Origin of the sequence: Bradyrhizobium canariense (assembly GCF_018130465.1) — a bacterium.
Classification (GTDB): domain Bacteria; phylum Pseudomonadota; class Alphaproteobacteria; order Rhizobiales; family Xanthobacteraceae; genus Bradyrhizobium; species Bradyrhizobium canariense_C.
The window spans coordinates 64,125-82,166 of record NZ_JAFCKJ010000002.1; the positions used below are offsets into that span (position 1 = coordinate 64,125).

Sequence of the window (18,042 nt, forward strand, 5' to 3'; positions counted from 1 at the left end):
CGGCGTGTCGAAATCGCATGATTCTAGCGATTAACCACGTCTACTCGCCAGGATTGCGGGCGAGGGCGACATTCAGCCGCGCGTGGACGGTTGCAGCGGATGTGTTAGTTTCCCACATATCGAATGGGTTCGGAGCCCCGATTGTTAGCCAAAATTTAGTCGGCAGACATCGGTATCCGAGATAGAATTTGACGAACCGGCGGCATGGCGACCCTCATGCCGGACCGGACCAACCAACGGGAATTCGACCATGTCGGACCTAGACCGTAACTACGCTTCTCCTTTCGGCAGGGCCGCCGGGCGTGTTGACGCCGCGACGGTCGATGCCGGCCTGCGCGCCTATATGCTGCGCATCTACAACTACATGAGCATCGGCCTGGCCATCACCGGCCTTGCCGCGCTCGGCGTCTATATGGCCGCCGTGACGGATGTTCCGACCCCGGAAGCCGTCCGCGTCGGCAAGCTGTTCCTGACGCCGTTCGGCTACGCGATGTTCGTCAGCCCCCTGAAGTGGCTGTTCATGCTCGCGCCCCTCGCCATGGTCTTCGTGATCTCGGCAGGCATCAACCGTCTCGCTCCCTCGACCGCGCAGATCCTGTTCTGGGTATTCGCGGCGCTGATGGGCGTCTCGCTGTCCTCGATCTTCCTGGTGTTCACACACACCTCGATCGTGCGGGTGTTCTTCATCACCGCGGCGACCTTCGGCGCGCTCAGCCTCTACGGCTACACCACCAAGCGTGACATGAGCGGAATGGGCTCGTTCCTGTTCATGGGCCTGATCGGCATCGTCATCGCGAGCCTGGTGAACCTGTTCCTGGCGAGCTCGGTGCTGCAGTTCGTGGTGTCGGTGGTCGGCGTGCTGGTGTTCGCGGGCCTCACCGCCTGGGATACCCAGCGGCTGAAGAACGACTACATCTACGGCTACGCCTCGGCCGGCGGTGACATCGCAGAGCGTGCGGCCATCACCGGCGCGCTGTCGCTGTACCTGAACTTCATCAACCTGTTCACGCTGCTCCTGCAGCTCCTCGGCCAGCGCGACTAAGCGCTGAGACGAGAGAACGGACACGAACCCCGGCCGAAAGGCCGGGGTTTTTGTTTGGGCCGGGCTGCCCATCCTCGTCATTGCGAGGAGCTCTTGCGAGGAAGCAATCGAGAGTCCCTCCACAGATGCATTTCTGGATTGCTTCGCTACGCTCGCAATGACGATGCGGAGGCTCTTCCGGGCGTCCCGGGAAGGCTCTAATCTCGCCCCATGTCAGCACCCGAAATCAGGCCCGCCACCGAGGCCGACCTTCCCGCCATCACCGCCATTTACCAGCAGGCCGTCCGCGAGGGCACCGCAACGTTCGAGCTGGCACCGCCCGACCTCGCCGAGATGATGCGGCGCTACCGCGCGCTGGTCGACGGAGGCTATCCCTACTTCGTCGCCATCCTCGACGGGCGCGTCGCAGGCTACGCCTATGCCGGCGCCTACCGGCCGCGGCCGGCCTACCGCTTCACGGTCGAGAACTCGATCTATCTCGATCCGGCATTCCACCGCCGCGGCATCGGGGCGCTCCTGCTGGAGCGGCTGATCGTCGAATGCGAGGCGCGCGGCTTCCGCCAGATGATCGCCGTGATCGGCGATTCCGCCAATGCCGGCTCGATCGGCGTGCACACCAAGGGCGGCTTCAGGATGATCGGCACGCATCCCAGCGTCGGGCTGAAATTCGGCCGCTGGCTCGACACGGTGATGATGCAGCGCGACCTCGGGGAGGGCGCGAAGAGCGTGCCGGGGAAGTAGGGTTCAGCTCTTGTAGCCCGGATGGAGCGCTACACCACCGCCAGCTTGCGATCGATCACCAGGAGCACGCGCTCGAGTTCGTGGCCGCGGCGCAGGATCAGACCCGTCGCCGAGATCACGCTGTACATGCCCTGCTTGCGCGCGAGGCGCGGATCCTTCTCGATACGATAGATCGGCACTTCCGAGGCGCGGCGAAAGACCGAGAACACGGCACGATCCCTGAGAAAATCGATGGCATAGTCGCGCCACTCGCCGTCAGCGACCATCCGGCCGTAGAGATTGAGAATGCGGTGCAACTCGAGCCGGTTGAACGTCACCCGGCTCAGTTGCGCATTCGCAGCGGCCGGGCGCGCCGCCGCGCGCTGTTCGCTCGGATCGGCATCCTCCGACAGACTCATAGAGCGCCTCCTGTCGCATCAGCATGACCGCGTCCGCGAAGACCGTCCCCGGAACCGCGGATCATGACAGTTGCATGATTGCGCCAACTGTTCCCCTCCGCAAGAGGCCCTTGAAAGGACTCATGGAATCCGGAGCGAATCCGCGCACACGCAGCGGTGGAACTCTGTCGCGGCAAACCGTCACGGGATCGTTAGCAGGAATCATAGTGTCGCCGCTTTTCCGCCAAGCGACTGCCGCCCTGCATTGCGAAAAGACCTATGTGCGTTGACCCGGTCCTTTCGGTTCCGGATTCCTCAGCCCCCAGCCCCCCGGGGTCGTCAGGATCGGGTCTGTTCGCGCGACAAGGAGGGCCAACGCAAGTTGGTCCTTTTTTGTTTGGGTCGGGTTTTGTTTGTGTCGGGATGTTTCTGCCTCGACGGACTTCTTCCTCATCAGCGAGAAGACTCCCTCCCCTCATCCTGGGGAGCCGCGAAGCGGCGTCTCGAAGGATGGAAGGGCCACGCTGCATCAGCACGGGCCTGCATGGTTCTCGCGGCGATGCGCAGCATCGTCCGTCACGCGCGCGCAAGGGCGCGCTCCTCACCATGAGGGTTGAGAGCGAGTACGACGCCTAGGAAGAGAGAATCGAAATCAGTGCAGTGACGTATACGCCGCGCCCAGCATCGGCCCTGGCTTTTCTCGGCTGCCGTCCTGGACATAGACCACAGCACCGTCGACGCCGTCGCGCGTGAGGTTCTCGAGCGGCACTGTCCAGCTTTCCGGACGGCCGGTCCAGTCGCCGACCTTGAGCAGGTTGCGCACCACGTTGTGATAGATGACCTGCTGTCCGCGATTTTCGCCGCGGCTGATCGCGATCGGCACCGATTTCGCAATCGAGCAGATCCAGACTTCGCCGTGCGAGACTGCCGGCTCCTTGCTTGCGGCCACCGAGACGTTGATCTGCTTGCCCGCGAGCGACATCGTCACCGGCACGCTCATCACGCCCGTGCCCTTGTCGGTCCTGCCGATCGCGCTTTCGATGCCGGTGCGGTCGCTGCCGATGACATGCGTGGAGCCGTTGACCACGACCTGCGGCGTGTAGACCTCGCGGTCGCCGCGCATGCGCGAATAGGCACGCTGCCGCGCCGAGAAGCGCGAATCGGCCAACGTGTCCTTCCAGCCGAGATAATCCCAATAGTCGATCGGCATGCTCAGCGCGATGATCGAGGGATCGCTGGAGAGGTCGCCGATGATCTTGTCGGCCGGCGGGCAGGAGGAGCAGCCCTGCGAGGTAAACAATTCGACAACGGCGCGGGGATCAGCCTCGGCAGGACGAATGACGGCGACGATCGCACAGAGACCAAGTGCTCCCGACCAGAGGGCACCAGACCAACGCGAAACCAGATGAGAAGCCGTCATTGTTGTCATGTCGAACGCCGCACACCATTGCTCGTGAGAGGGGAAATCTTACCGCCGGATGGTCACCGTAGTCTTACGGGCGTCACACATTTCACCGTCCTCGGCGAGGTTCTTCGCCGGGCGGGCCCATCTGAAGCCTGCCGCAAACGCGCGAAGGCGGCCCTGTGATAGGCCGCCTTCGTGTAACCTACTACTCACTTCGCAGTGAGCCACCGTTCACAAATCCGCGCTTACGCCGCGAGCTTGCGCAGCACGTAGTGCAGGATGCCGCCGTTGCGGTAGTATTCGAGCTCGTCCAGCGTATCGATGCGGCAAAGCAGCGAAACGCGCTGCAGCGAACCGTCGCCGGAGACGATCTCCGCGGTCAGCTTCTGGCGCGGCTTCAGGTCGCCGACGAGGCCACGCAGCGTGACCTTCTCGTCGCCCTTCAGACCGAGCGACGACCAGGAGGTGCCGTCCTCGAAGGTCAGCGGCAGCACGCCCATGCCGACCAGGTTGGAGCGGTGGATTCGCTCGAAGCTCTGGCAGATCACGGCGCGCACGCCGAGCAGACGCGTGCCCTTCGCGGCCCAGTCGCGCGAGGAGCCGTTGCCGTATTCGGCGCCGGCGAACACCACCAGCGGCACCTGCTCCTGCTGGTACTTCATCGCGGCGTCGTAGATCGACATCTGCTCGCCATCGGGCCAGTGCTTGGTGAGACCGCCTTCCGGAATATTGCCGTCGGCGCCCTTCAGCATGAAGTTCTTGATGCGGATATTGGCGAAGGTGCCTCGCATCATGATTTCGTGGTTGCCGCGCCGCGTTCCGTACTGGTTGAAGTCGGCCGGACGCACCTGGTGCTCGCTGAGATATTTGCCCGCGGGCGAGGTGAGCTTGATCGAACCGGCCGGCGAGATGTGGTCGGTGGTGATCTTGTCGCCGAACATGGCGAGGATGCGGGCCTCGACGATGTCGGTGACCGGCTCCGGCTCCTTCTTCATGCCTTCGAAATAGGGCGGGTTCTGCACATAGGTCGAGCTCATGTTCCAGCGATAGGTCTCGCTCTCGACGGTCTTGATCTTGCGCCAGTTGACGTCGCCCTTGAACACGTCGGCATACTTCTTCTTGAAGATCGCCGCGGTCACGAACTTCTTCATGAAGGCGTTGATCTCCTTCGTCGTCGGCCAGATGTCCTTCAGGTAGACCGGCTTGCCGTCCTTGCCTTCACCGAGCGGCTCGACGGCGAGGTTCTTGGTGACGGTGCCCGCGAGCGCGTGGGCGACCACGAGCGGCGGCGAGGCCAGATAGTTCGCCTGCACGTCCGGCGAGACGCGGCCTTCGAAGTTGCGGTTGCCGGAGAGCACGGCAGCCGCGACGATGCCGTTGTCGTTGATCGACTTCGAAATCTCCTCGGGCAGCGGACCGGAATTACCGATGCAGGTGGTGCAGCCGAAGCCGACCAGGTTGAAGCCGACCTTGTCGAGATCGGCCTGGAGACCGGAATCGGCGAGATAGGCGGCCACCACCTGGCTGCCTGGGGCCAGCGAGGTCTTCACCCACGGCTTTGCCTTGAGACCCTTCGCTGCGGCGTTACGCGCCAGCAGACCAGCGCCGATCAGCACGCTCGGGTTCGAAGTGTTGGTGCAGGAGGTGATCGCGGCGATCACGACGTCGCCATGGCCGATGTCGAATTTCTTGCCGTCGACGGCAAAGCGCTTCGCCGGCTCCTCGGCCTTCTTGTATTCGGTGGCGAGCGCGACCGAAAAACCTTCGGCGACCGACGGCAGCGCAATGCGGCCCTCGGGACGCTTCGGGCCGGCCATCGAGGGCACGACGTCACCGAGGTCGAGCGTCAGCGTCTCCGTGAACACCGGATCGGCCGACTTGGCGGTGCGGAAGAGCCCTTGCGCCTTCGCATAGGCCTGCACCAGCGCGACACGCGCCGGGGCGCGGCCGGAGGTCTTGAGATAATCGAGCGCGGCGGCATCGACCGGGAAGAAGCCGCAGGTCGCGCCATATTCGGGCGCCATGTTGGCGATGGTCGCCTTGTCGGCGACCGAGAGATGGTCGAGGCCGGGGCCGAAGAACTCGACGAACTTGCCGACGACGCCGAGCTTGCGCAGCATCTGCGTGACCGTCAGCACGAGGTCGGTCGCGGTGACGCCTTCCTTCATCGCGCCCTTCAGCTTGAAGCCGACGACGGTCGGCAGCAGCATCGACAGCGGCTGACCGAGCATGCAGGCTTCCGCCTCGATGCCGCCGACGCCCCAGCCGAGCACGGCGAGACCGTTGACCATGGTGGTGTGGGAGTCGGTGCCGACCAGCGAGTCGGGATAGGCGACCTCGAAGGTGCCGGTCTTCTTGCCGACCGTCATCTTCTCCTTCTTGGTCCAGACCGTCTGGGAGAGATATTCGAGATTGACCTGGTGGCAGATGCCGGTGCCGGGCGGCACGACGGAGAAGTTCGAGAACGCCTTCTGGCCCCATTTCAGGAACTCGTAGCGCTCCTGGTTCTGCTTGTATTCCTCGGTGACGTTCTTGCCGAAGGCCTTGTTGTCACCGAAGAAGTTCACGATCACGGAGTGGTCGATGACGAGATCGACCGGCACCAGCGGATTGATCTTCTCGGCATCGCCGCCGAGCTTCTGCATCGCGTTGCGCATCGCGGCGAGATCGACCACGGCGGGCACGCCGGTGAAGTCCTGCATCAGCACGCGCGCCGGGCGGAAGGCGATCTCATGCTCCAGCGACTTCTTGCGCAGCCACTTCGACACCGCGACGATGTCTTCCTTCTTGACCGAGCGGCCGTCCTCGTTGCGGAGCAGGTTCTCGAGCAAGACCTTCATCGAGTAGGGGAGTTTCGAAATTCCCTTCAGACCATTCTTCTCGGCCGTGGGCAGGCTGTAATAGACATAGGTCTTGGCGCCGACCTTGAGGGTCTTTTTGCATTTGAAGCTGTCGAGCGAGGTCATGTAGGAAAATCCCAATTGTTAGTTATACCCGGCAAGGGGTATTTTAACACCGTCAGCGAATCCGGCTGGGTCGCTTGCAGGGGCAGGTTGAGTGTGCTGCATCAAGTAGTTCCGGGCTTATAGAAGCTTTCTAACCGCGCCGCCACAGCCACAATCGTGCCGCAGCAATTCGCGAGCCAAAAATTCCCATGCGCTACCCCAAGATTTCCTGAGGCCCGGCTTTGAGCGGATTGGTACGAGGCAAGATGCAGCTTTCCGGACGCGGGGTCATTTGCGTGAGGGGCGGGCGCGAGGTGTTTTCCGGGCTCGATTTCGCGGCCGGCTCCGGCGAAGCCGTGGCAGTCGTGGGCCGCAACGGATCGGGCAAGACGTCGCTGCTGCGGCTGATCGCTGGCCTGCTCATTCCGGCGGGCGGCACGATCGCGCTGGACGGAGGTGATTCCGAGCTGACGCTGCCGGAGCAATGCCACTATCTCGGTCATCGTGACGCCCTGAAGCCGGCCCTGAGTGTGGCGGAGAATCTGACATTCTGGGCCGATTTTCTGGGCGGCGAGCGTTTTGATGCCGGCGAGAGCCTCGCCACCGTCAGGCTCGACCATGCCGCCCATCTGCCCGCCGCCTTCCTGTCCGCCGGCCAACGCCGCCGGCTCTCGCTGGCCCGCCTGCTGACCGTCCGCCGACCGGTCTGGCTGTTGGACGAGCCGACCACGGCGCTGGATGTCGCCGGCCAGGACATGTTTTCCGGATTGATGCGCGCGCACCTGGCGCGCGGCGGCCTGATCATCGCCGCCACCCACGCCCCGCTCGGGATCGATTCGCGGGAGCTGCGGATCGGGGGGATGGCATGATTCCGATCGACCCTCAGCTTTTCGAGCGGCTGGACTCCGCCCTCACCGTTCCCTCCCCCCTTGCGGGGGAGGGTCAGGGAGAGGGGTGCCACACGGTGTCCTCTCTCGGTTCAAGCGTTGGAAAAACAGGCGTTCTGCTGCTGGCGACCCACCCTTCAAAAGCATCTCTCCCGGGGCTACCCCTCTCCCCCACCCTCCCCCGCAAGGGGGGAGGGAGCGCAGCTTGCCCTAGGCACGCGCCGGGCTCTTATGGCCGTCTCGCCGTGGAAAGAGCCAGCCCATGACCGCCCTGTCTGCCCTCATTCGCCGCGACATCCGGATCGCGCTCCGCGTCGGCGGCGGGGCGTTGATTGGCGTGCTGTTCTTCCTGACCGTGGTGGTGCTGATGCCGTTTGCGGTGGGGCCGGATCTGGCGCTGCTGTCGCGGCTCGGGCCGGCGATCCTGTGGCTGGGGGCGCTGTTGGCGAGCCTGCTCACCCTGGACCGGCTGTTCATGGCCGACCACGAGGACGGCTCGCTCGACCTGATCACGATGAGCCGGACCCCGCTGGAACTCGCCTGTGCGGCGAAGGCGCTGGCGCACTGGCTGGCCGCCGGCCTGCCGCTGATCGTCGCAACCCCCGTGCTCGGCCTGCTGCTCAACCTCGACATGGTTGCAACCGGTGCTGTGGCGCTGACGCTGCTCGCCGGCACCCCGGCGCTGACGTTTACCGGGATGATCGGTGCGGCGCTGGCGGTGACGCTGCATCGTGGTGGCCTGCTGATGGCCGTCCTGGTGCTGCCGCTGTCGATTCCGGTGCTGATTTTCGGCGTCGCGGCCTCGCAGGCGGTGATCGTCGGACCCATGACGTTCGGCGCGCCGTTCTCGATCCTGTGCGCGCTGTCGCTGATCAGCCTCGTGGTCGGCCCCTTCGCGGCTGCGGCGAGCCTGAAGCACGGATTGGACTGACCTTGACCCCGATCAACTTTCGCTGCGGACTTTCGTGCTGATTGCGTGAGCGCTTACCTGTGATTATCAGGATACCATGACGCTGATCGACCTCGCCAACCCCACACGGTTCCTCGCGCTGACGGCGCGGCTGTTGCCGTGGCTGGCGGCCGCGACGATCATCCTGCTCGCGATCGGGCTTTATCAGTCCGCGTCCGCGCCCGACGACTATCAACAGGGCGCGACGGTGAAGATCATGTTCATCCACGTGCCCAATGCCTGGCTGTCGATGTTCGTGTGGGGTGTGATGAGCATCGCCTCGCTGGGCACGCTGGTGTGGCGGCATCCGCTCGCCGACGTCGCCGCCAAAGCCGCAGCCCCGATCGGCGCCGCCTTCACCTTCCTTGCGCTGCTGACGGGATCGCTGTGGGGCCGGCCGATGTGGGGCACCTATTGGGAATGGGACGCGCGGCTGACCTCGGTGCTGATCCTGTTCCTGATGTATCTCGGCCTGATGGCGCTGTGGCGCGCGGTCGACGAGCCCTCCCGCGCGGCGCGCGCCGCCGCCGTGCTGACCCTGGTCGGCGCGATCAACCTGCCCATCATCAAGTTCTCGGTCGACTGGTGGAACACGCTGCACCAGCCGGCCTCGGTGATGCGGATGGGCGGCTCGTCGCTCGACAGATCGTTCCTGATTCCGCTGCTGGTGATGGCGATCGCGTTCACCCTGCTGTTCGTCACGCTCCATCTCGCGGCGATGCGCAACGAGATCCTACGCCGCCGTGTCCGCTCCCTGCAGATGATGCAGGCGAGCCGTGTGGCGTTTTCAAGCGACGTCGGCACCGGCTCGCATGAAGCAAACGCGTCAAAAGAAGTCGGGGCTGCATGATGATGTCGCTCGGTCCCTACGCGTCTTTCATCGTGACGTCCTATGCCGCGGCCGCCCTCGTGGTCGTGATCCTGATCGGCTGGATCGTGCTCGATTATCGTAGCCAGACAGTGCGCCTGCGCGAGCTCGAGCGTAGCGGCATTACCCGTCGCTCCGGCCGTAGCGCGACGGATCGGTCATGAGGGATAAATCATGAGCGATCAGTCGACTCCCGCTCCGCCGCAGCGCCGCACTTTCCTGATGGTGCTGCCGCTGATCGCCTTCATCGGCCTGGCGCTGTTGTTCTGGTTTCGGCTTGGCAGCGGCGATCCCTCGCGGATCCCTTCCGCACTGATCGGACGGCCTGCGCCGCAAACCATGCTGCCGCCGCTCGAGGGATTGCAGGCTGACAACGCGCAGATCCCTGGCCTCGATCCCGCTGCGTTCAAGGGCAAGGTCAGCCTCGTCAATGTCTGGGCGTCCTGGTGCGTGCCGTGCCACGACGAGGCGCCGCTCCTGACCGAATTGGCAAAGGACAAGCGCTTCCAGCTCGTCGGCATCAACTACAAGGATGCCGCCGACAATGCGCGGCGCTTCCTGGGGCGCTACGGCAACCCGTTCGGCCGCGTCGGCGTCGACGCCAACGGCCGCGCCTCGATCGAATGGGGCGTCTATGGCGTGCCGGAGACTTTTGTCGTCGGTCGCGAAGGCACCATCGTCTACAAGCTGGTGGGACCGATCACGCCGGAGAATTTGCGGACGGTGCTGTTGCCGCAGATGGAGAAGGCGTTGAAGGCGGGGTCGTAGTACGGATCTCGTGCCCCGGACGCTGCGCAGCGCGCAGGCGGTGCGCTGCAGAGCCGGGGCCCATGTCACTACGACGGCACTCTTGGCAAAATTCTGGGTCCCGGCTCGCGCTTCGCGCGTCCGGGACACGAGACCATTACCCCTTCCTCACATCGCCCGCCTCGGCCTCGCTCGCTTCCAGCGACGCCGGCTCGAGGTGATAGCGCTTGGTCAGCGGCATCTGGGCGATGGCGAAGACCATGGTCAGCGGGGTGACGCCGAACACCTTGAAGTTCACCCAGAAGTCCGTGCTCTGGGTGCGCCAGACGATCTCGTTCAACACTGCCATGCCGGCGAAGAACAGCGCCCAGCGCAGCGTGAGGATGCGCCAGCCCTGCGGCGTCAAATTGAACATCTGGTCGAACATGACCGCGATGAAGGAGCGCCCGAACAACAGGCCGCCGCCGAGGATCGCGGCGAACAGGGCGTAGATGATGGTCGGCTTGAGCTTGATGAAGGTCTCGTCGTGCAGGACCAGGGTCAGCGTGCCGAACACCAGCACGATGACGCCGGTTACGATCGCCATGATCGGGATGTGGCGCGTCACCACATAGGAGGCGATCATCGCCGCGACGATCGCGACCATGAAGGCGCCGGTCGCGGCGAACAAATTGAACTTCGCATTCACGAAGAAGAACACGAGCAGCGGACCGAGCTCGGTCGCAAGCTTGAACAACGGATGCGGCTGGGTCTTGTCCATTCCTTGACCTTTGTTGCTGTCATCCCCCGCGAAAGCGGGGGATCCAGTATTCCAGAGGCAGCTCGGCTTGAACCGAGAAGCTGCGGCGTACTGGATGCCCCGCCTACGCGGGGCATGACGAAAGAAACCTATGACTCGATTCCGGCAATCGCGCGGGCGAAATCGCGCGCGGTGAACGGCGCGAGATCGTCGACGCCTTCGCCGACGCCGATGAAATGCACCGGCAGTTTGAATTTCTCCGCGAGCGCCACCAGAATGCCGCCGCGGGCGGTGCCGTCGAGCTTCGTCATCACGAGACCGGTGACCCCGGCGGTGCGATGGAAGGCTTCGACCTGCGACAGCGCGTTCTGGCCGACGGTGGCGTCCAGCACAAGCAGCACCGCATGCGGCGCAGTGTCGTCCACCTTGCGGATGACGCGCACGACCTTTTCGAGCTCGTTCATCAGCTCGGCCTTGTTCTGAAGCCGCCCGGCGGTGTCGATCAGGAGCACGTTGACGGCCTGCTCCTTCGCCGCCGTCAGCGCGTTGAAGGCGAGGCTCGCCGAATCCGAGCCTTGCGCACCGGCGATGACGGGCGTCTTGGTGCGTTCGCCCCAGACCTTGAGCTGCTCGATCGCCGCGGCGCGAAACGTGTCGCCGGCGGCGAGCATCACCTTGCGGCCTTCGGACGCGAATTTTTGCGAGAGTTTTCCGATGGTGGTGGTCTTGCCGGAGCCGTTGACGCCGACCACGAGGATGACGAACGGCTTCCTGCCCGCGTCGATCTCGAGCGGCCTGGCCACCGGCACCAGCACCTTCTCGACTTCGGTCGCGACCACGTCCTTGACCTCGTCCGCCGAGATCGCCTTGTCGTAGCGCCCCGTACCGACCGCATCCGCGATCCGGACCGCGACCGAGGTGCCGAGGTCGGCGCGCAGCAGCACGTCCTCGATGTCGTCGAGCATGGCGCGGTCGAGCTTGCGCTTGGTGACGAGGTCGGCGACCGCGGTCCCAAGCGAGGACGAGGTGCGCTTCAGCCCGTCGGACAGGCGGCGCCACCAGCTCAGCTTGGGGGTCTCGGGGGTGGTATCGTTCATGGTGGCGGTGTGTTAGCCGTTCCGGCTCCCAAACGAAAGTCTTGACCGAAAGTCCTGCAATTGCTCGATGTTCCCGAATTGACCGCCGACGAAATCCTGGCGCGCGTGCTCCATCGCGACGGATTGATGCTGGTCATCGACAAGCCGGCCGGCCTGCCGGTGCATCGCGGACCCAAGGGCGGTGCCAATCTGGAAACCTCCTTCGACGCGCTCCGTTTCGGCCTGCCGCGGCCGCCCGTGCTGGCCCACCGGCTGGACAAGGACACCTCCGGTTGCCTCGTGCTCGGCCGCCATCGCAAGGCGACGGCCTCGCTCGGCCTGCTGTTCAAGCATGGCAAGATCGGCAAGACCTACTGGACCATCGTCGAGGGCGGCCCCGCCGAGGACGAAGGCACCATCGACATGCCGCTCGGGCGGCTGAACGCCGAACGCGGCTGGTGGCAGAAGCCCGATCCCGAGGGCCAGAAGGCCATCACGAACTGGAAGGTGATGGGCCGGAGCGACGGCCTGACCTGGCTCGCCATGGAACCGGTGACCGGGCGGACCCATCAATTGCGGGTGCATTCGTCCGCGACCGGCTGGCCGATCTTCGGCGATAACATTTACGGCAACGGCCCGCGCTTCGGCGAGCCGAAGCTGCACCTGCATTCCCGCGAGATCGTGGTGCCGATCTCCCGGAACAAGGAGCCGGTCCGCGTGGTGGCGCCGGCGCCGCCCCACATGCACGAGCGGCTCCGCGCCTGCGGGTGGAACGGGGAGTAGCCCAACTGCTCGCCCCTCACGGTGAGGAGGCCACGCAGCGGCCGTCTCGAACCATGAAAGGCCCCGCTGCTTGCAACTCGGCCTGCATCCTTCGAGACGCCCGCCTCTGGCGAGCTCCCCAGGATGAGGGTCATCGCGCGTTGGTTTACGAAACGTTCAGTGCTCGTCTCTAATGATAGCGGTTGCTTAGAACAAGCTTCCGTCAATCTGCTCAGGACGAGCTGCGCGTCATGTCCACGGCCGAGTTATCGATCATCGACGAGGTCGAGTCCGCGCTTCGGACAGGCTCGGCGGAAAAGGGCCTGGAAACCGCCCGCCGCGTCACCGACCTGTTCCTGTCTTCCGCCGGCAGTTTCGACGACGAGCAGATCGCACTGTTCGACGACGTGCTCGATCGCCTGATCGGCACCATCGAGCTCCGCGCCATCGCCGACATGGGCGCGCGCGTTGCGCTCGCGGAGATCAGCGCGCAGCTCGCGCCGATCGCGCAGGCGCCGCCATCGGTCATTCGCCGCCTCGCCAACAATGACGAAATCCGCATCGCCGGTCCCGTGCTCCAGGAATCCGCGCGCCTCGACGATGGCGAGCTGGTGCAGATCGCATCATCCAAGGGCGAGCCGCATCTGCTCGCGGTCGCCGGGCGCTGGTGGCTGAAGGAGATCGTCACCGATGCATTGCTGGCGCGGCGCTATCCCAGCGTCAGCCGGCGGCTCGCCGCCAATCCCGGCGCGCGCGTTTCCGGAAACGGATTTGCCGTCATCGTCGGACAGGCCGAGGCCGATCCCGAGCTCGCTGTCAGCGTCGGCGTCCGCGTCGATTTGCCGTCAGATCTGCGCCGTCAATTGCTGCGCTCGGCGACGGATGCCGTGCGTACCCGCCTGTTGTCGCGCGCACCGCCGCATTTGTTCGAGGAGATTCAGACCGCGATCGCCGCCGTCACCGTCGGTGTCGACCGCGAGATGTCGGGCGTTCGCGATTTCGAAGGTGCCAAGCGTGCCATCGCAAACCTCAGGGCGGCCGGCCAGCTCAGCGAGGCGACGCTGCTCGGCTTCGCCACGCAGCGGCGCTATGAAGAAGCGGTGGCCGCATTGGCCGCACTGTCCGGATCGACCGTCGAAGTGATTCGCCCATTGATGCAGAGCCTGCGCGAGGACGGCTTGCTGGTGCCGTGCAAGGCGGCGCAGCTCAGCTGGGAAACCACCGCCGCCGTGCTCGAAAGCCGCTTTGCGACCGGCGCGATGAAGCCGGCGGATCTTGCCAGGGCGCAGGGCCATTACGCACGGATGACGCCGGAGAACGCACGGCGCACGCTACGGTTCTGGCAGGTGCGGGCGTTGTAAGGTATGCGTTTTGGGCCGCGCTGCGCGCCACGCCCTCCGCTGTCGTCCTGGCGAAAGCCAGGACCCATAACCACCGAATTCAATTTGGCGAAGACTGGTGGTTGGCAACTGCGTGTAACAACCTCTCCCTGGGGTCATGGGTCCTGGCTTTCGCCAGGACGACGTTGGGGATGCAGTTGTGGAATGACGGCAAATTACGTCGTGAGCCGCTCGCCATCACTGCCGGCAATCCTCAGGGGCACGACGCTGCCCATACGCTCGCCCGCAATCGCCACCGGCAGATAATGCTCCGTTCGCCCCTGACCGTCGCCCTCGATCAGCACCTCGCGCGTGGCGCCGATCTCGGCTTGTAGCCGCAGCCGCAATGCCGCTTCGCCGGCCGCACGTAGTCGTTTCGCCCGCTCCTTGATCGCACCGCCCGCCACCTGCGGCATCCGCGCGGCCGGCGTGCCGGGACGCGGCGAATAGGGGAAGACGTGGAGGAACGTCAGGCCGCATTCCCCGACCAGATCGAGCGAACGCGAGAACATCTCCTCGGTCTCGGTCGGAAAGCCGGCAATGATGTCGGCACCCAGCGCGATATCCGGGCGCAGGCGGCGGACCTGGTCGCAGAACGCGATTGCGTCGCCGCGCGTATGCCGCCGCTTCATGCGCTTCAAAATCATGTCGTCGCCGGACTGCAGCGACAGGTGCAGATGCGGCATCAGCCGCGCATCGTCGGCGATGGCATCCAACAGATCGCTGTCTGCCTCGATCGAATCGATCGAGGAGATGCGCAGGCGCCTCAGCTCCGGTACATGCCGCAAAATCTGCTTCGTCAGCATGCCAAGTTTCGGCGCGCCCGGCAGGTCGGTGCCGTAACTGGTGAGGTCGACGCCGGTCAACACGATCTCGGCGTGGCCGCGCGCGACCAATGCCCGCACCTGATCGACCACCGCGCCCATCGGTACCGAGCGCGAATTGCCACGCCCGAACGGAATGATGCAGAAGGTGCAGCGATGGTCGCAGCCGTTCTGCACCTGCACGAACACCCGCGGCAGGCCGCTCGCAAAGCCGTCGATGAGATGAGGCGCCATCTCCTTCACCGCCATGATGTCGCTGACGGCGATTTTTTCGCTCGCACCGAGATCGAACGCCGTACGCGCCTCGCGCCATGCGGACGACCGCATCTTGTCGTCATTGCCGACGACGCGATCGACCTCGGCCATGTCGGCGAACATGCTGCTCTGCGTTTGCGCCGCACAGCCGGTGACGACGATGCGCGCACCAGGCCGCTCGCGCTTCAGCTTGCGGATCGACTGCCTCGCCTGCGCCACGGCCTCGTTGGTCACGGCGCAGCTGTTGACGACGATGGTGTCGGAGAGCCCCGCGCCCTCGGCCTCGCGGCGGATCACCTCGGCCTCGAACGCGTTGAGGCGGCAGCCGAAGGTGACGATGTCGACGCTCATTACCCGGCCGGCGCGAACAGCGCCGGATCGAAACTGCCTTCATATTCGAAGGTCGCCGTGCCCGTCATCAGCACGTGATCGTCGCGCTCGCGCCATTCGATGCCGAGCTTGCCGCCGGGCAGCGTGATCTCGACATTGCGCTCGGCCCGCTTCAGGCGCGCCGCTGCAACTGCCGTCGCGCAAGCCGCCGAGCCGCAGGCCCTGGTCAGGCCGGCGCCGCGCTCCCAGGTGCGAATCGTGATGTGGTCGCGATCGACGATGTGGGCGAGCGTGATGTTGGCGCGCTCGGGGAAGATCGGATGGTTTTCCAGCAGCGGACCGAAACGCTCGAGATCATAGGCGTTGACGTCATCGACCCAGAAGATCGCATGCGGATTGCCCATGCTGACCACCGAGGGCGAATGCAGGATCGGATTGTCGATCGGGCCGATCTGCAATTCGATGTAGCGGGTGTCGCGGAATTCCTGGTCGAGCGGAATGTCCTGCCAGCCGAACTTCGGCGCGCCCATGTCGACGGTGTAGAGATCGGGCGCCGGGCCCTGCCAGCAATTGAGCAAGCCGGCGCGGGTCTCGAACGTCGCATTGGTCTGGCCGGTCTTCTCGAAGACGCGCCGCACCACGCAGCGCATGCCGTTGCCGCAGGCGCCTGCCTCGGAGCCGTCACTGTTGTAGATGCTGATGAAAGCTTCGGTGCCGTCGAAGCGCGGCTTCTGCAGCACCATAAGCTGGTCGTAGGGCACGCCGCCTGGCGCGGATGCCACCGCGCGGGCATCGTCCGGGGTGACCTTTGAGGTGGAATCGCGCATGTCGACAACGACGATTTCGTTGCCGATGCCGTTCATCTTGGCAAATGCGTGGTTGGCCAGCGCGCTCATGAAAATTCCCGAATTTCGCCTGCCTTATATGGCGATCCTTGCCGGCTTGGCCAGTGATTTGCCACCGCAAGCCAGGACGTCTGCCATGACGCATCTGTCATGGGACGAATTCGGCGCTCGCGTGTTAGAACGGCGAAATTCGCGCGATCCGGGACGTGCGGCCGGGTTTAGATCTTGGTGGGCAAGGTCTGGGGAGAATAAAATGAATAGTTTCCGTCGTCTCGCTCTGGCTGCGCTGATCCCGGCGGCGGCCTTGTCGCTTGGCGTGTCCGGCGCTCCGGCGCAAACCCCGAGCCCGGCGCCGGCTGCCTCGGCAAGCCCCTCGCCGGCCCCGTCGGCTTCGCCCTCTCCGGCCGCAAGCGCTTCGCCCGCGCCCGCGGCGACCCCGTCGCCTGCGGCCAGCGCCTCGCCTGCTCCGGCGACCTCGCCCTCTCCCGCAGCCAGCGCCTCACCGAGTCCGGCCGCACCGCCACCCGCTGCGGCCGCGACGCCGGCTCCCGTGCAGACCGCCGATCCCTTCGGCCAGGAGACCACGCTCGAGCCGAGGAAGGTCGTGATGGTCAAGGGCACCGCCAATTGGGACTCGGCCTTCGACACGCTGGTCGACGCCTTCAAGGCGCTGAACACGCTGCTGGACAAGCAGGGCATCAAGCACGCCGGCAATTCGATGATCGTCTACACCTCGACCGACGACACCGGCTTCACTTTCCTCGCCGAGATCCCGGTCGATCAGGATCCGCAGAAACTGCCCAAGGACATGAGCATCGGCAAATCGCCGGAGGGCAAGGCCCTGAAATTCGTCCATCGCGGCTCCTACGACAACATGGACAACACCTATGAGGCGATCACCAATCACCTCGACGACAAGAAGCTCGAAGCCAAGGACACTTTTGTCGAGGAATACCTCACCGATCCCCTGAAGACGGCCGAGGACAAGCTCGTGATCAACGTATTCGTGCCACTGAAGTGAGACCGATGAACAAGCCTGCCCTATTCGCCGCCGCTTTCGCCGCCACGCTGCTGGCAACGCCTGCATTCGCCGACGATGTCGTGTCCGCCATCTCGGTGAGCGGCGAAGCCACGGTTTCCGCAGCACCCGATCTCGCGCAGATTGATGCCGGCGTCGCCAACGACGCCAAGTCGGCGAAGGAAGCTTCAGACGCCAACAACGCCGCGATGGGCAAGGTGCTGCTGGCGCTGAAGGGCGCAGGCATTGCCGAGAAGGATTACCAGACCTCGCGGCTGTCGCTGCAGCCGCAATACGGCCAGAACAAATCCACCGGCGCCTCGCCCGTGGTCGGCTTCCGCGCCTCCAACCGCGTCACCGTGAAGATCCGCGACGTGACCAAGGTCGCCGGCATCATCGACACGCTGGTCGGCGCCGGCGCCAACGATATCGGCAACATCTCCTTCGAGGTGACGCAGGCCTCAAAGCTGCTCGACGATGCCCGCGACAAGGCGGTCGCCGATGCCCGCCGCAAGGCCGAGATCTACGCCAAGGCCACCGGTGTCACACTGGGTGCGCCGCTCAGCGTCACGGAGGGCGGCGGTCCGGTGCCGCTGTTCAAGGGACGCATGGCCGCAGCTCCGATGGCCGCACCGCAGGCCGCGGTCGCGCCGGGTGAGGAAACGCTGTCGGTGACGGTGAATGTGAGCTGGGCGATCAAGGCGAAAGAGCAATAAGTCTCGTGTCCCGGACGCGCTGCGGCACGCAGTGACGCTGCGCAGAGCCGGGACCCAGAAAGCAACACGGGAGACTCCCGCGGCATGGGCCCCGGCTCTGCAGCGCACCGTCGAAGAGACGCTGCGCTGCGTCCGGG

At 64.9% G+C, this 18,042-nt stretch carries 18 protein-coding genes; 11 read left to right on the forward strand and 7 right to left on the reverse strand.

Going from position 1 to position 18,042, the window contains the following annotated elements; translation table 11 throughout:
• Positions 1-250 precede the first annotated feature (250 nt).
• A complete protein-coding gene (locus tag JQ591_RS04580; RefSeq protein ID WP_007598855.1) occupies positions 251-1,042 on the forward strand; it encodes a Bax inhibitor-1/YccA family protein in 792 nt (263 codons plus the stop codon).
• 210 nt (positions 1,043-1,252) lie between these two features.
• Positions 1,253-1,783, forward strand: a complete 531-nt coding sequence (locus JQ591_RS04585) for a GNAT family N-acetyltransferase (RefSeq protein ID WP_211394864.1) — start codon at positions 1,253-1,255, stop codon at positions 1,781-1,783.
• Positions 1,784-1,812: 29 nt separating this feature from the next.
• On the opposite strand, the gene JQ591_RS04590 is transcribed toward JQ591_RS04585, so the two are convergent.
• The 3 genes from JQ591_RS04590 to acnA all read right to left on the reverse strand — a co-directional run bounded on the left by JQ591_RS04590 (position 1,813) and on the right by acnA (position 6,531).
• A complete protein-coding gene (locus tag JQ591_RS04590; protein ID WP_211394865.1) occupies positions 1,813-2,181 on the reverse strand; it encodes a DUF2794 domain-containing protein in 369 nt (122 codons plus the stop codon).
• A 631-nt stretch (positions 2,182-2,812) separates the two neighbouring features.
• Positions 2,813-3,589 (reverse strand): DUF1223 domain-containing protein, encoded by a 777-nt coding sequence (locus JQ591_RS04595; RefSeq protein WP_211394866.1) that lies wholly within the window; start codon positions 3,587-3,589, stop codon positions 2,813-2,815.
• 221 nt (positions 3,590-3,810) lie between these two features.
• The gene (gene acnA / locus JQ591_RS04600; protein WP_211394867.1) at positions 3,811-6,531 is read right to left on the reverse strand and encodes an aconitate hydratase AcnA; all 2,721 of its coding nucleotides are present in this window, start codon (positions 6,529-6,531) and stop codon (positions 3,811-3,813) included.
• A gap of 245 nt (positions 6,532-6,776) precedes the next feature.
• Here acnA and ccmA point away from each other — a divergent pair, with 245 nt between their 5' ends.
• The 5 genes from ccmA (at position 6,777) to JQ591_RS04625 (ending at position 9,982) form a co-directional block, all read left to right on the forward strand.
• Complete coding sequence (ccmA, locus tag JQ591_RS04605) at positions 6,777-7,379, forward strand: heme ABC exporter ATP-binding protein CcmA (RefSeq protein WP_211394868.1); 603 nt, start codon at positions 6,777-6,779, stop codon at positions 7,377-7,379.
• Between the two features lie 280 nt (positions 7,380-7,659).
• Complete coding sequence (gene ccmB, locus JQ591_RS04610) at positions 7,660-8,328, forward strand: heme exporter protein CcmB (RefSeq protein WP_211394869.1); 669 nt, start codon at positions 7,660-7,662, stop codon at positions 8,326-8,328.
• A 76-nt stretch (positions 8,329-8,404) separates the two neighbouring features.
• Positions 8,405-9,196, forward strand: coding sequence for a heme ABC transporter permease (locus JQ591_RS04615; RefSeq protein WP_211394870.1), 792 nt, complete (start codon positions 8,405-8,407; stop codon positions 9,194-9,196).
• On the forward strand, positions 9,193-9,378 hold the full coding sequence (gene ccmD, locus JQ591_RS04620; RefSeq protein ID WP_211394871.1) for a heme exporter protein CcmD: 186 nt from the start codon (positions 9,193-9,195) through the stop codon (positions 9,376-9,378). The genes JQ591_RS04615 and ccmD overlap by 4 nt, the downstream gene beginning before the upstream one ends.
• 10 nt (positions 9,379-9,388) lie before the next feature.
• Complete coding sequence (locus JQ591_RS04625; protein ID WP_211394872.1) at positions 9,389-9,982, forward strand: DsbE family thiol:disulfide interchange protein; 594 nt, start codon at positions 9,389-9,391, stop codon at positions 9,980-9,982.
• Positions 9,983-10,118: 136 nt separating this feature from the next.
• Here the strand turns inward: JQ591_RS04625 and JQ591_RS04630 are convergent, their stop codons facing one another.
• Positions 10,119-10,721, reverse strand: a complete 603-nt coding sequence (locus tag JQ591_RS04630; protein WP_211394873.1) for a septation protein A — start codon at positions 10,719-10,721, stop codon at positions 10,119-10,121.
• 128 nt (positions 10,722-10,849) lie between these two features.
• Positions 10,850-11,797, reverse strand: a complete 948-nt coding sequence (gene ftsY, locus JQ591_RS04635) for a signal recognition particle-docking protein FtsY (RefSeq protein WP_211394874.1) — start codon at positions 11,795-11,797, stop codon at positions 10,850-10,852.
• 60 nt (positions 11,798-11,857) lie between these two features.
• Here ftsY and JQ591_RS04640 point away from each other — a divergent pair, with 60 nt between their 5' ends.
• Complete coding sequence (locus tag JQ591_RS04640; RefSeq protein ID WP_211394875.1) at positions 11,858-12,559, forward strand: RluA family pseudouridine synthase; 702 nt, start codon at positions 11,858-11,860, stop codon at positions 12,557-12,559.
• A gap of 230 nt (positions 12,560-12,789) precedes the next feature.
• Positions 12,790-13,899: a DUF2336 domain-containing protein gene (locus JQ591_RS04645; protein WP_211394876.1), complete on the forward strand. Its 1,110-nt coding sequence runs from the start codon at positions 12,790-12,792 to the stop codon at positions 13,897-13,899.
• A 194-nt stretch (positions 13,900-14,093) separates the two neighbouring features.
• On the opposite strand, the gene mtaB is transcribed toward JQ591_RS04645, so the two are convergent.
• A complete protein-coding gene (gene mtaB, locus JQ591_RS04650; RefSeq protein WP_211394877.1) occupies positions 14,094-15,347 on the reverse strand; it encodes a tRNA (N(6)-L-threonylcarbamoyladenosine(37)-C(2))-methylthiotransferase MtaB in 1,254 nt (417 codons plus the stop codon).
• Complete coding sequence (dapF, locus tag JQ591_RS04655; RefSeq protein WP_211394878.1) at positions 15,347-16,222, reverse strand: diaminopimelate epimerase; 876 nt, start codon at positions 16,220-16,222, stop codon at positions 15,347-15,349. Before dapF ends, mtaB begins: the two co-directional genes overlap by 1 nt.
• 202 nt (positions 16,223-16,424) lie before the next feature.
• Between dapF and JQ591_RS04660 the strand changes: the two genes are divergently transcribed.
• Positions 16,425-17,192, forward strand: coding sequence for a GyrI-like domain-containing protein (locus tag JQ591_RS04660; RefSeq protein ID WP_211394879.1), 768 nt, complete (start codon positions 16,425-16,427; stop codon positions 17,190-17,192).
• Positions 17,193-17,197: 5 nt separating this feature from the next.
• On the forward strand, positions 17,198-17,905 hold the full coding sequence (locus JQ591_RS04665) for an SIMPL domain-containing protein (protein WP_249136517.1): 708 nt from the start codon (positions 17,198-17,200) through the stop codon (positions 17,903-17,905).
• Positions 17,906-18,042: the final 137 nt, after the last annotated feature.

What these genes read in the sequence shown, in the direction of transcription:
- JQ591_RS04580 (WP_007598855.1), top strand. Translation starts at nt 251, where the DNA reads ATGTCGGACCTAGACCGTAACTACGCTTCTCCTTTCGGCAGGGCCGCC.
- JQ591_RS04660 (WP_211394879.1), top strand. Translation starts at nt 16,425, where the DNA reads ATGAATAGTTTCCGTCGTCTCGCTCTGGCTGCGCTGATCCCGGCGGCG.
- JQ591_RS04625 (WP_211394872.1), top strand. Translation starts at nt 9,389, where the DNA reads ATGAGCGATCAGTCGACTCCCGCTCCGCCGCAGCGCCGCACTTTCCTG.
- JQ591_RS04590 (WP_211394865.1), bottom strand. Translation starts at nt 2,181, where the DNA reads ATGAGTCTGTCGGAGGATGCCGATCCGAGCGAACAGCGCGCGGCGGCG.
- acnA (WP_211394867.1), bottom strand. Translation starts at nt 6,531, where the DNA reads ATGACCTCGCTCGACAGCTTCAAATGCAAAAAGACCCTCAAGGTCGGC.
- ccmD (WP_211394871.1), top strand. Translation starts at nt 9,193, where the DNA reads ATGATGATGTCGCTCGGTCCCTACGCGTCTTTCATCGTGACGTCCTAT.
- JQ591_RS04585 (WP_211394864.1), top strand. Translation starts at nt 1,253, where the DNA reads ATGTCAGCACCCGAAATCAGGCCCGCCACCGAGGCCGACCTTCCCGCC.
- mtaB (WP_211394877.1), bottom strand. Translation starts at nt 15,347, where the DNA reads ATGAGCGTCGACATCGTCACCTTCGGCTGCCGCCTCAACGCGTTCGAG.
- ccmB (WP_211394869.1), top strand. Translation starts at nt 7,660, where the DNA reads ATGACCGCCCTGTCTGCCCTCATTCGCCGCGACATCCGGATCGCGCTC.
- dapF (WP_211394878.1), bottom strand. Translation starts at nt 16,222, where the DNA reads ATGAGCGCGCTGGCCAACCACGCATTTGCCAAGATGAACGGCATCGGC.
- JQ591_RS04595 (WP_211394866.1), bottom strand. Translation starts at nt 3,589, where the DNA reads ATGACAACAATGACGGCTTCTCATCTGGTTTCGCGTTGGTCTGGTGCC.
- JQ591_RS04630 (WP_211394873.1), bottom strand. Translation starts at nt 10,721, where the DNA reads ATGGACAAGACCCAGCCGCATCCGTTGTTCAAGCTTGCGACCGAGCTC.
- ftsY (WP_211394874.1), bottom strand. Translation starts at nt 11,797, where the DNA reads ATGAACGATACCACCCCCGAGACCCCCAAGCTGAGCTGGTGGCGCCGC.
- JQ591_RS04645 (WP_211394876.1), top strand. Translation starts at nt 12,790, where the DNA reads ATGTCCACGGCCGAGTTATCGATCATCGACGAGGTCGAGTCCGCGCTT.
- JQ591_RS04615 (WP_211394870.1), top strand. Translation starts at nt 8,405, where the DNA reads ATGACGCTGATCGACCTCGCCAACCCCACACGGTTCCTCGCGCTGACG.
- ccmA (WP_211394868.1), top strand. Translation starts at nt 6,777, where the DNA reads ATGCAGCTTTCCGGACGCGGGGTCATTTGCGTGAGGGGCGGGCGCGAG.
- JQ591_RS04665 (WP_249136517.1), top strand. Translation starts at nt 17,198, where the DNA reads ATGAACAAGCCTGCCCTATTCGCCGCCGCTTTCGCCGCCACGCTGCTG.